Source organism: Shewanella schlegeliana, assembly GCF_016765635.1.
GTDB classification, from domain to species: domain Bacteria; phylum Pseudomonadota; class Gammaproteobacteria; order Enterobacterales; family Shewanellaceae; genus Shewanella; species Shewanella schlegeliana.
This window is the reverse complement of sequence record NZ_JAESVD010000004.1, coordinates 54487-67588: the sequence shown is the minus strand read 5'-3', so window position 1 is coordinate 67588 and position 13102 is coordinate 54487. Positions and strand designations below refer to the sequence as shown.

Sequence of the window (13102 nt, the reverse complement as noted above, 5' to 3'; positions counted from 1 at the left end):
GCAGATGCAGGCTTTTTTACGGATTTAGCTAAAAGCTAATTAAGCTTGTTCGTTTTGAGCAGCTTGAATCGCAGTTAGTGCGATGGTGTAAACGATATCGTCAACTAATGCACCACGAGATAGATCGTTTACTGGCTTACGCATGCCTTGAAGCATTGGGCCAATAGAGATCAGATCTGCACTACGCTGTACCGCTTTGTATGTCGTGTTACCCGTGTTTAGATCTGGGAATACGAATACAGTTGCTTGACCAGCAACTGGGCTGTCAGGCGCTTTTGAGCGAGCAACGTTTGGCATAACAGCAGCATCGTACTGTAGTGGGCCGTCGATCATAAGATCTGGACGCTTCTCTTTCGCGATACGAGTCGCTTCACGTACTTTATCAACGTCAGAACCCGTACCTGAGCTCCCAGTTGAGTAGCTGATCATCGCTACGCGTGGCTCAATACCGAATGCAATTGCAGATTCTGCAGATTGGATTGCGATATCGGCTAACTGCTCAGCATTTGGATCTGGGTTAATCGCACAGTCACCGTAGATGTAAACTTGATCTGGCATCAACATGAAGAAGATTGAAGATACAAGGCTTGAACCTGGAGCCGTTTTGATGAGCTGTAGTGGCGGACGAATGGTGTTTGCAGTGGTGTTTACTGCGCCCGATACGATACCGTCAACTTCGCCTTGAGCTAGCATCATAGTACCTAGTACCATGTTGTCTTCTAGCTGCTCTTTAGCAACAACTTCAGTTAGACCTTTACCGCGACGTAGTTCAACCATCGCCTCAACATAACGGCTACGTGATGTTTCTGGGTCTACAATTTCAACGCCTTCGCCTAATACAACGCCTTGCTGACTTGCAATACGTTCAATCTCTTCACGGTTACCTAGAAGTACGCAACGAGCGATACCACGTTCAGCACAGATAGCTGCTGCTTCGATGGTTCTTGGCTCATCGCCTTCAGGTAGAACAACAGTTTTACGCGCTGCACGTGCAAGTTCTGTTAGCTTGTAACGGAATGCAGGTGGCGACAGACGGTGTTCACGTGGTGAATTCTTGGTGATGCTTTCTACCCAGCTTTGATCGATGTGGCTAGCAACAAATTCTTGTACTTGTTCAATACGCACAGCATCATCAACAGGCACTTCGTGATCGAAACGCTGGATGTTTAGGGCTGTTTGCCAAGTGTTAGTATCGATTAGGAATACTGGTAGACCGGTTTCGAATGCTTGCTCACAAAGCTCCATGATCTGTGGCTCTGGCTCATAACCACCCGTTAGCAATAATGCGCCGACTTTTACGCCGTTCATTGATGCAAGACAGGCTGATACGATAACGTCAGAGCGGTCGCCTGAAGTCACTAGTAGTGAGTCAGTTTTAATATGGGTAACCATATTTGGAATGCTGCGAGCACAGAAAGTCACTTTACGCATACGGCGAGTGTTCATCTCACCTGCGTTGATGATCTTAGCGCTTAAGTGCTTAGCAAGATCTGATGCACGTGGTGCAACAAGATCTAGGTTGTAAGGCACGCTACCTAAAATACGTAGTGGACTCTTACCAGGAAGTTGGAACATGCTTGCCGCATCTGGACGTTGGATATCGTCGTGGTCAAATACTTCAGACAAGTCTGGACGTGCACGGCCTTCGTCATCAACAGGTGCGCCAATTTTATTGACGATAGCACCGATTAGACGTTTGTTTTCACTACCACCCCAAGAGTTATGAGAAATCTCTAGGCGATTCATCAATGCAGTTGGGCTTTCGTTGCCTGGAGTCGCAACAAAAATGATATCTGCATCAAGTGCTTTAGCGATAGCATGGTTTACATCGTCAGAGAATGGGTGATTACGAGTCTGAACCAAACCTTCAACAATCAAGGTTTCAGTATCATCAGCACACTCAGTTGCACGAGCAATGATCTGTTCCATTAACACGTCAGTTTGGTCAGCACGAATAAGCTTTTCTGCGTGTTCCATCTCGAAAGGCTCGAGAGGATTAACCGTTGGAGACTTGCTCAGAATCGTTGTTGAACGTTCTGGGCCAGTATCAGTTGGGCGTTGCTGGGCGATAGGCTTGAAAAAACGTACTTTAACGCCGTGACGCTCTAGTGCACGAACCATACCTAGGCTAATAGAAGTTAAACCAACTCCTGTACCTACTGGAATGAGCATGATGTTACGAGACATAATGACCTCTTAAAACTCGATGATGTCATACATTGTATGACTAAAAAATAAACTGCGCTAACAGCAGCTAATACTAGGTATTAGCTGCATTTATGTTAAGCGTCAGTTACTTGATCAACTCGATTGCGTCTTGTGCAATAACCCACTCTTCGTTAGTAGGGATTACCAAAGCAACAGTACCTTCATCAGTAGTGATCTGGCCACCGTTACCAAAACGAGCAGCAGCGTTACGCTCTTTGTCTACGTTGAAGTTGAAGATAGCTAGTGAGTTAAGTACTTTCTCACGGATTAGATCTGAGTTTTCACCGATACCACCAGTGAATACTACTGCGTCAAGACGCTCTAGTGGCACAGTGTAAGAAGCGATGTACTTAGCTAGACGGTAGCAGAAGATCTCTAGTGCTAGAGTCGCGCCTTTATGGCCACTGCCAAAGCCTTCTTCGATGCCACGACAATCGTTAGTTAGTTCAGAAATACCTAGCAGACCACTTTGCTTGTTAAGTACAGATTCAACTTCATCTAGTGTGTAACCTAAACGGTTAACTAGGTGGAAGATAACTGAAGGATCAACGTCACCACAACGTGTACCCATTACCAAACCTTCTAGTGGAGTAAGACCCATAGAAGTATCAACACTCTTACCGCCTTTAATAGCAGTAACAGATGCGCCGTTACCTAAGTGAGCACAAATGATGTTGGTATCGGCTTCGTCTTTACCTAGTGTAGCAGCAGCTTCGCGGCTGATGAATAGGTGACTAGTACCGTGCATGCCATAGCGACGGATAGCATTTTCGCGGTATAGCTTGTATGGAAGCGCATAGATGTACGCTTTTTCTGGCATAGACTGGTGGAACGCAGTATCAAACACAGCTACTTGTGGTAGTGATGGGAATGAAGCTTGCGCAGCACGAATACCGATCAAGTGAGCAGGGTTGTGAAGTGGTGCTAGAGTAGCGCAATCTTCGATACCGTGAATAACTGATTCGTCAATAATTACTGAGTGAGTGAATTTCTCACCGCCGTGTACAACACGGTGACCAACTGCTTGGATCTCTGCTGCGATTTCTGGGTGAGCACCTAGAATGTCGTTAACAATGTATTCAACGGCTTCTCTGTGAGCGGTGAAAGCACCTAGGCTAGCTTCACTCTTTTGGCCGTTAACTTTCCATTTGATTCTTGAGTCTTCAAGACCAAAACACTCAGCTAGACCTGAAATTTGATCATCGCCAGTTAGTGCATCAATTACTGCAAACTTTAGAGATGAACTACCACAGTTAAGCACCAATACCAGTTTGTTTGACATGTTTAAACCTTTCGCAATAGATGGTGAAGCCTTTTGACTCACCGGATAACAAAACTTCATATGGCAACTATAGCCGAAGTCGTAAAGTATGCTCTTTAAAAGAGCAAAATCGTGTCATACTCAGTGCTAGCCCTTGGGGCAGACTGAGTGTTTATGCTAAAGTTAGGCTGTTAATTTTATTTATAGGTGCCATCGTTGAGCATTCAAGTTCTCAAAACATTGGGCGAGGGTCGACGTTATATGAAGACCTGGCCTATGGTTCGACAACTCAGTTATTACTTTCCTGAGTACCGCGTTATGCGAGCCACTAAACTTGCATTGCCGTTAATGCCACTACTGGCGATTTTGGCTGCGTCGAGTCAGTTGTATCTGCATGGCTGGAGCTATCTGCCCCAGGCGATAACCATCGCTTTGTTCTTTATCAGCTTGCCTATTCAAGGCTTACTCTGGCTTGGTTGGCGTTCTCGCCATCCTTTACCACTCTCATTACTTGACTGGGGTAACCAGTTATCGACTAAATTAATGCAATTGGGCGTTAATTGTCGGCCCCTTGGCGCTAAAGCGTGTTATTTCGATATGGCACTGATATTAAAAGCGGCCTTCGAACGATTAGATGCCAGTTACTGGGAAGAACTTTAGCTTAGGCTATAAGCATTACAACGCGGTTAATAAACCGCGTTAATTCCCATGTCAGTAAAGACTTTCTTAATTTGTTCCATGGTTTCAGTGCTGGGTGGTGAGATATTATTTAACTCATAATCCACGCCCATCGCTTCCCATTTGTGCTTACCTAGCTCGTGGTAGGGGAGTAACTCGACCTTTTCCACGTTAGTCATAGGTTTTATAAATTCGGCTAGCGCTTGTGCTGATGGGATATCGTCGGTATATCCGCCAACAACCACATATCGAATCCATGTTTTTTGTCCACGCTTATGCAGGTGCTCTGCAAACTGCAGCGTGCGCTGGTTACTGACATTGGTAAGAACGATATGCTTTGCATCATCAATCTGTTTGATATCCAGTAACACTAAATCTGTGTTATCGAGTAATTCATCGATAATCGGTGTGTGCTTTCTAACAAAGCCATTGGTATCAAGACAGGTATGAATACCTTCTTTCTTACAGGCTTTAAAAAGTTCGGCAACGAATTCAGCTTGTATAATAGCCTCTCCGCCGCTCGCGGTTACACCACCGCCACTGGCTTCAAGAAAAGGTCGATAACCGATGATTTGACTCATCAGGTCATCGACTTTCATTTCTTTACCACCGTGTAAGTCCCAAGTGTCGCGGTTATGACAGTAGAGACAGCGCATTAAGCAGCCTTGCATAAAGGTTATAAACCGGATGCCGGGCCCATCTACTGTTCCGAAGGATTCAATTGAATGAATACGACCGATAACTGCCATTTTTACTCCTGTGAGGCTGATGAACGCTTAGCGTTACATCAGCCGAATCGACACTTGATTAAACTTACAGACCTTTAGTGAAGGTACGTGTGATAACGTCTTGCTGCTGCTCTGGTGTTAGCGAGTTAAAGCGTACTGCGTAACCAGAAACACGGATAGTTAGCTGTGGGTACTTATCTGGGTTAACCACTGCATCTTCAAGCATTTCGCGGTTCATAACGTTAACGTTTAAGTGTTGACCACCTTCACGGTTATCGTTGTGAGCGAAGTAACCATCCATAAGTGCTGCTAGGTTAGCCTTACGTGCATCATCATCTTTACCTAGTGCGTTAGGTACGATAGAGAAGGTGTAAGAGATACCGTCTTGTGCGTGAGCAAATGGTAGTTTAGCTACTGATGTTAAAGAAGCAATTGCGCCTTTCTCATCACGACCGTGCATTGGGTTAGCACCTGGAGCGAATGGAGCGCCTGCGCGACGACCGTCAGGTGTGTTACCTGTCTTCTTACCGTAAACAACGTTAGAAGTAATAGTAAGAATAGACTGAGTTGGGATCGCATCACGGTACATCTTCATCTTGCGGATCTTCGCCATGAAGCGCTCAACCAATTCAGTTGCGATATCGTCAACACGTGGGTCGTTGTTACCGAACTTTGGATAGTCGCCTTCGATGTCGAAGTCTACAGCAATGCCGTTTTCATCACGGATTGGCTTAACTGTTGCGTACTTAATCGCAGCTAGTGAGTCAGCAGTGATAGAAAGACCTGCGATACCACACGCCATAGTACGACGTACGTCTCTGTCATGAAGCGCCATTAGAGCTGATTCATAAGAGTACTTGTCGTGCATGAAGTGGATAGCGTTTAGTGCAGACACATACTGTGTAGCAAGCCAGTCCATCATAGTGTCTAAACGACCCATAACGTCATCGTAGTTCAGAACTTCGTCTGTGATTGGAGCAGACTTAGGACCGATTTGAGCGTTAAGTTTTTCGTCAACACCACCGTTGATAGCGTAAAGCATTGTCTTGGCAAGGTTTGCACGCGCGCCGAAGAACTGCATGTGCTTACCAACAACCATTGGGCTTACACAACAAGCGATAGCGTAATCATCAGACTCGAAGTCTGGACGCATTAGGTCATCGTTTTCGTACTGGATAGAGCTAGTATCGATAGATACTTTAGCCGCGTACTTCTTGAAGTTTAGCGGTAGCTGCTCAGACCATAGAACCGTGATGTTTGGCTCTGGGCTAGGACCCATGTTGTACAATGTGTGTAGGAAACGGAAGCTAGACTTAGTAACAAGCGTACGACCGTCAAGACCCATACCAGCGATAGACTCAGTAGCCCAGATTGGGTCGCCAGAGAATAGCTCATCGTATTCTGGAGTACGTAGGAAACGAACCATACGTAGCTTCATTACGAAATGGTCAACCATTTCTTGAGCTTGTTGTTCAGTGATCACGCCATTCTTGATGTCGCGTTCAATGAAGATATCTAGGAAGCTAGAAGTACGACCTAAAGACATAGCCGCACCATTTTGGCTCTTAACAGCAGCTAGGTAGCCGAAGTAAGTCCACTGGATAGCTTCTTGAGCGTTAGTCGCAGGTAGAGAGATGTCGAAGCCGTAGCTTGCTGCCATCTTCTTCATTTGACCAAGTGCTTTGTGCTGCTCTGCAATTTCTTCACGAAGTTGCATAGTGTAAGACAAGTTTTCGCCAGTTTCGAAATCAGACTGAAGAGAAGTAAATTGAGCAAACTTGTCTTGCATTAGGTAGTCGATACCGTATAGCGCAACACGACGGTAGTCACCAATGATACGACCACGGCCGTAGGCATCTGGTAAACCAGTCAATACGCCAGACTTACGACAACGCATGATTTCTGGAGTGTAGATATCGAACACACCTTGGTTGTGCGTCTTACGTAGCTCTGAGTATACGTACTTAACCTCAGCGTCTAGTTCACGGCCGTATGCAGCGCAAGAACCTTCAACCATACGAATACCACCGTTTGGCAACATAGCGCGCTTAAGCGGTGCTTCTGTTTGTAGACCAACGATAGTTTCTAGATCTTTAGTGATGTAACCGGCTTCGTGAGAAGTGATAGTTGATACACGTTTGGTATCAAAATCAACTGGTGCGTGAGTGCTGTTCTCTTGCTTAATACCAACCATAACTTTGTCCCAAAGTTCGGTTGTTGCTTCAGTAGCACCAGCTAGGAAAGACTCGTCGCCTTCATAAGGAGTGTAGTTTTTTTGAATAAAGTCACGCACATTGACTTCAGTTTTCCAATCGCCAGCGGTGAAACCTTCCCACGCGGCTGCAAACTGTTCAGTTTTTTCGGTCATCGTACTATTACCTTCTGTTTGAGATAAGGTTATTGGGTATCGATATAGGCTCAAAAACGAGGCGTGCGATACACCAATAGTTAAGTCTTAAAAAGTCCCCTCAAAATAAATTTGCTGAGGAAACTGGTTCCGAGTTTTATGCCCCGGAATGTTCTGTCCATTTGATACCGATATGAAAAATGATCCGTTTACGATGAATATCGGTTATCGGTAAATTGGTAAGACCAATTTACCGTGTGTATATTAACATAAGCCGAGATAAGCTGCATCTTAATACGCCTAGTTTGGCCTGCTAATTTTAAAAACTGTTGTCCATGCATCAGTTTTTAACCAAAACAATGTTTGGCCCCAACACTAAAATCAGATTTTGGCACAGCGATAGCTAAATAAAATTGCAACATTTAAACATTTGACCAAACTTACCAACAATCACGCCATGATGGGGTGTTGGCTGTTTTATGGCAACGTGCTTTCTATGATGCAGTTTACCTATCATAGGTAAAAATGATGTTAGTGTTAGAAAGCGAGAAGAGTCATTCTTCTCGCTATTTCTCTTATAAAAGAGCTGGGATACCTGGGATCATACCCACTGCAAGCATAGCAGCTAAACAGATCACAAAGGCAAGACCAGGAATAACGATACGGTCAACCACAGATAGTGTTTTAGCACGCTCTTCGTCACCGATCAGTCCGTTATTGTCTAGGAACATAGTTAATGCCCAAGCCAGAACTGGGTTGGCAACAAAAGCAGCAAAAATACAGATACCGGCAGACTGACTGCTCTTAGTGTCCTTCACCATCTGCATTCCCGCTTCTAATAGAGGCAAGAATACGCCAACAAGTAGTGCGATAGACATTACTGGCTGCCATACTGCGATATCCATTGGATAGCCAATAATAGCGACGATGATACACAGGGTACCCAGTAAGATTGCACCAGCTGGGATTGGACGTTTCGCCGTTGCAGCAGGGATCATATAAGTTCCCCAAGATGAAGTAATGTTACCACCACCCACAGCTGTACCGACGATTTGACGTAGTGAACAGGTCGTCATAGTGTCATCAACGTCCATTAATACCTTTTCTGCGCCTTTAGGGTAGTTAAGCTCTTGGAAAATACGGTGGCCTAAGAAGTCTGGAGACCACATAGCAACTGCCAAGATCGCAAAAGGTAGAGAAGCAATGAAGTGCTCTAGGTTAGGTAAGCCTAACTGCCAACCATGTTCCGTAGATCCCCACCAGTACACTGGGTTTAGGTTTGGAATGCCAGGCTCTGTTACAAATTGTAGATCTAGGCCAGCACCTAAGCCGAATGCCATCGCTACTGCTGCAATAGAGCATAGTGGAATGGCTAACCAACGCTTACCAATCTTTGCTAAAATGGCATATAAGACCACATTGGCAAGCAAGATAAAGAAGGCGACATAACCTAAGCTGTAATCAAGGTTGTGTTTAGACTGCAAGTTACCAGCCCAATCAAATAGAGAGCTAATTTGACCTTCAGCACCCATAAAGCCAAGGAAGACTAATAGGCCGCCTGCAACCCCGCTGCTGGTCAGGTTGACTAAGCGAGAACCACCTTTCACATAGCTTAATATGAGACCAAACACACCCAATAAGATCGCAAGCGCTAATGGATGTGCACCTGCTAAGGCAATCGCACCGATAAGTGGGATCATCGGACCATGGTTACCAGCTAAGTTAGCTTTTGGGTTAAAAAAGCCTGAGCTGAGGATACAGAATAGTAGTGCTGGAATCAGCATTTCAACACGAACAACCTGAGTCGCAAATTCCGCGCCTAGGTTAACATGCTCCCATCTTTCGCTTAGACCTGCAGCCCATGCAGCCATAACGGCTGAGTACATTACGGTAATACCGATTGTACCTGCGATAGCTGGGACGAAATCTTCCCATTCAAAACGGAAATCACGACCGGGAAGGTTTAGGCCCCAACGTCTAGGCTTCATGATTTTTAGTTCATTGTCTAAGTACTCTTCACGAGTTTCAAACTCAGACGCTGGACGGTGAAGCTCTCGATAAGATTTTGTCGAGTCTTCCATTTGTTCGTTTTTCACTGTTTCTGACATAGTTTCTCATTCTCCGAGAAGAACATAGTGATTCATCTAATTCGATGACAACTTTTAGTGGTCCTTGAGTATTAACTTGAGTATTAGGAGCTCACGTAGCTGCACTATTTACTGAGTTAACTTAGCTGCACGATTTGACAAAACAGGAATCCTAGTTTTGGCTACTATACAGTTGTCTTCCTTTACAATTTTAATTTTATCCAATTGGTAAGACCAATTTACCTCTCAAATATTAACACATAGCAGTGTCGTCTTCATTAAGTATCAATATTCTTGAATGAGGTGATTAAGCTATTTGAGATCCAGTTAACAACTTATACAGGGATCGCTAAACAAATAAGGACGCGGCATATATATTGCGTTAATTCTTGATCACAGTTCTTGCATATTAGTGAAACGTGTTGCGCAAACTGTTCATTACTTGCGCTTTGACGCACATCTTATTGTAGTGTGATCGAGAATTGATCGTTGATTATTTATTTTGTGCAGTTGATCTCGTTATTTGGCTTGGGCCACTTGATGAGATAGATATCTGGCTTGGTTTTACCATTTTTTTGTTCGGTTGGGTTCAGGCTTCAAAAATACTGATATCGGAAGGAAACCTGCCATTGTAAAGCCAAAAATCCCAGCATTCCTTCATATTCAGCTAGCACATTTTCACCTTTGAATAATCCATTAAAACAGGCTTAAATCCTTTTAATTTCTTAATAAACATATGGTTAAGGTATTTCTTTGGGCTTTGTCCAAACTCTCAAATTCTCACCCACATATCAGTAAATTTGATACTGCTTATGATTATTATCAAATTTTATTGCCTTAAATATCTACTTATAGTTGTTAGTACCAAATAACAAGTTAGTAGAAAAAAGTGGGTAATAGAGTAATGAAAATGACAAATTTATACGCTTCCATTCGGAGTGGAATAAATGTCTTCTAATCATGCGGTAGAAGCGCCGATATTAGTTAACCCAATACGACAAAGTGTTGAGATTCCCAAGCCAGAATTATTGAGTCTATACCAACAGGCTGAGCATTATGGCAAGGCTAAGGTGGTTAAGTCTGCATGGCAGTCGTTCGGTTTAGCAGCCTTTGCTGGTGCTTTTATTGCACTGGCGTTTGTTTTTTATATCACAGTGACAACTGGAAGTGATGGAGCATGGGGATTAGTTCGTCTTGCCGGGGGGTTAGCATTTAGTTTAGGCCTGATGTTAGTGGTGATCTGTGGTGGTGAACTCTTTACCAGTACGGTTCTGAGTAGCGTTGCCTGGGCTCAGAAGCTTGTTACTACTGCTGAACTCATTAAATGTTGGGGTCGAGTCTACCTAGGAAACCTAATCGGGGCCGTGATCATGTTGACTTTGATTATGTCAGCTCGAATGCATGAACTTGATGGAGGGCTTTGGGGATTAAATGCGTTACAAATTGCCCAACATAAGCTGCACCACAGCTGGGGGCAGGCCTTCGTTCTTGGCATATTGTGCAATATGTTGGTTTGTTTAGGGGTGTGGATGACTTTTGCCAGTCGTGACGCTCTCACTAAGGCGATCCTACTCATGCTGCCTGTTGCCATGTTCGTTAGCAGCGGTTTTGAGCACAGTATTGCAAACCTGTTTATGGTGCCTTTAGGGATCACCATACACCAGTTTGCCGATCCGGCTTGGTTTGAAGCCCTGAACATCAGTCGCGATAGCTTTGCCGACCTGACTCTTAGCAATTTTATTTTCAGTAATCTCATTCCCGTAACCTTAGGAAATATCGTCGGTGGTGGCGTTTTTGTTGGCTTAGGTTACTGGCTTATCGAAAAGTCGGACCAAAGCGTTAAAGCTTCCTTAGTTCATAGCACACCACAATTTGAAACATCTGCCCAAATACATCAAATCCCTACTTCTGGAGTACTCATTAAAATGCCTAAAATAATTAAGAAACTATCTGTAAAAGACCTTATGGACACCACTCCGTTGACGATCTCTTCAGAATTATCTGTATATGCCGCCTTGAGCTTACTTGCTGATAATGATTGCCGAAGTGCACCCGTTCTCGACGAAAGTAAACGTTTGCTTGGTTTTATCTCACAACAAGATCTACTGCGCAGCCTTTGGTCTGAGGAGTTTGCCAGAGGAGTGTCATACAAGGTTAGTGATCTAATGCAAACCGAGGTCATGACGCTGTCACCACAAGACTCGGTCGCAGAGTTGATTGAGTTAATGGTCGTTGATCGTAATAAGTTATTCCCAGTAAATGAGTATGGGATCTTAATGGGTAATACCTTTAAGAGTTATGAAGAGCGATTACGCAACGCATCGGCGGATAAACCAAGTGTGTTCCCAGTTTTGGAAAACGGGCTACTGTGTGGAGTGATCACGCGAGAAGCGATAGCCAAAAGGGTGTGTGATATTTATAGAGTGTAGATTTCACTTAATGATGCTAAACGGGACGATATCGTCCCGTTTTTTATCTTACTAGCTTTTTACCTGTCGCATCCGGCTTAATCTTTTGGCCTCTGTGATAATACAGTCCCGTAAGGGATTATCACCAGAGTCTGCACGCCAAATGAACGAAAGATGGCGCTGCATATTAATTTGAGGGGTAGCAAGAATAACCAACTCACCATTAGCAACATCCTTCTCCACATCCAGATAGGGTAGGCTACTAATGTACTGCCCATTTTTGACTAAAGCTTTTAAGACAGGCACCTGCTCGTATTCCTTCCACACATTAAGCTTTTCGATAATGCCATGAATTGCCCCCTCGAATATTCTTCTTGTTCCGGCACCCTGTTCTCGTAAAACCCATTTGGCTTGTTCAAGTTGAGATAAGCTGGCGCTTTCATATTTTGCATAGGGGTGATTGGGAGATGAAATGATAACGAGATGGTCATCAATCCATCTCTCTTTATGTAATCTTGAATCATCGTTTCGCCCCTCAATTATCCCAAGATCAAACTCATAGTTGAGTAAGCCTTCAATCACATTCTCGGTATTTTCTACTGAGAGATCGATTCTTAGCTCGGGAAAATCAGTATCAATTTTACTGATGAGTTCAGGGATCAAATGTTCTGCAGCGGTCTGGCTCGAGCACAATCGGAATTGACCACTGATAAGGTGTTGTTCATGAAGGCCAAATTCAATATGTTGCGCTTCTTGCAGCAAGCGTCTTGCTTTGGGGCGTAACCAGTTCCCCCAATGGCTTAATGTTAATCGGTTTCCTTGACGGATAAAAAGCGGACGCCCTAGCAGATTTTCCAATTGTGCTAGTGACATACTGACTGCTGATTGAGTCATCGATAATTTTCTAGCTGCAGCACTGACACTTTCTAGACTCGCTACGGCGTCAAAAACGGTGATTTGCTTAAGTGAATACTTCATCTGTTACCTGCGGCTTCCCTATATGAAAATAACGATAACTGAAACTATCAATAAAATTGATGGTTCGAGTGTCGATTTTAAAGTGTGTATAGAGGCGTAACAAGTAGGGCTATGCTTTGTCGTAGTAGAAGTTAGAGGGATCTCACCCTTTTTAGGTATATGGAGGTGGATTTAAGTTTGTTTTAAGCTTTTTCCTTGGCTTATCTGATGGTTACAAACTTTACCTTTTATAGCTGGCATCAACCAAGTTGACGAATTTGCTTGATAATCGAGACCCTATGCAAATATATCTGCACTATTTCAATTTCTAATTCATGTTTATGCACCTTGCTTCTTAAGCTGCGTCTAGCATCCAGCGTCATTATTGATTAAAATTGCGCGCTTAAAAATTTCTTATCTGCGGCCTT

General features: G+C 44.0%; 8 protein-coding genes. 2 read left to right on the top strand and 6 right to left on the bottom strand.

The genetic code is table 11. The features are described 5' to 3' along the window. Positions 1–39 precede the first annotated feature (39 nt). Complete coding sequence (gene pta, locus JMA39_RS08090) at positions 40–2187, bottom strand: phosphate acetyltransferase (RefSeq protein WP_202721375.1); 2148 nt, start codon at positions 2185–2187, stop codon at positions 40–42. Positions 2188–2293: 106 nt separating this feature from the next. Further along, positions 2294–3490, bottom strand: a complete 1197-nt coding sequence (gene ackA / locus JMA39_RS08085; RefSeq protein WP_202721374.1) for an acetate kinase — start codon at positions 3488–3490, stop codon at positions 2294–2296. A gap of 195 nt (positions 3491–3685) precedes the next feature. Here ackA and yfbV point away from each other — a divergent pair, with 195 nt between their 5' ends. Beyond that, entirely contained in the window at positions 3686–4129 is a 444-nt protein-coding gene (gene yfbV, locus JMA39_RS08080) for a terminus macrodomain insulation protein YfbV (RefSeq protein WP_202721373.1), read from the top strand. A 26-nt stretch (positions 4130–4155) separates the two neighbouring features. On the opposite strand, the gene pflA is transcribed toward yfbV, so the two are convergent. The 3 genes from pflA to JMA39_RS08065 all read right to left on the bottom strand — a co-directional run bounded on the left by pflA (position 4156) and on the right by JMA39_RS08065 (position 9330). Continuing rightward, complete coding sequence (pflA, locus tag JMA39_RS08075) at positions 4156–4896, bottom strand: pyruvate formate lyase 1-activating protein (protein WP_202721372.1); 741 nt, start codon at positions 4894–4896, stop codon at positions 4156–4158. Between the two features lie 64 nt (positions 4897–4960). Further along, entirely contained in the window at positions 4961–7243 is a 2283-nt protein-coding gene (gene pflB / locus JMA39_RS08070; RefSeq protein ID WP_202721371.1) for a formate C-acetyltransferase, read from the bottom strand. Between the two features lie 554 nt (positions 7244–7797). Then, positions 7798–9330, bottom strand: coding sequence for a DUF3360 family protein (locus tag JMA39_RS08065; RefSeq protein ID WP_202721370.1), 1533 nt, complete (start codon positions 9328–9330; stop codon positions 7798–7800). A gap of 926 nt (positions 9331–10256) precedes the next feature. Between JMA39_RS08065 and focA the strand changes: the two genes are divergently transcribed. Then, positions 10257–11738: a formate transporter FocA gene (gene focA, locus JMA39_RS08060; RefSeq protein WP_202721369.1), complete on the top strand. Its 1482-nt coding sequence runs from the start codon at positions 10257–10259 to the stop codon at positions 11736–11738. 51 nt (positions 11739–11789) lie between these two features. On the opposite strand, the gene JMA39_RS08055 is transcribed toward focA, so the two are convergent. Next, complete coding sequence (locus tag JMA39_RS08055) at positions 11790–12695, bottom strand: LysR family transcriptional regulator (protein WP_202721368.1); 906 nt, start codon at positions 12693–12695, stop codon at positions 11790–11792. Positions 12696–13102: the final 407 nt, after the last annotated feature.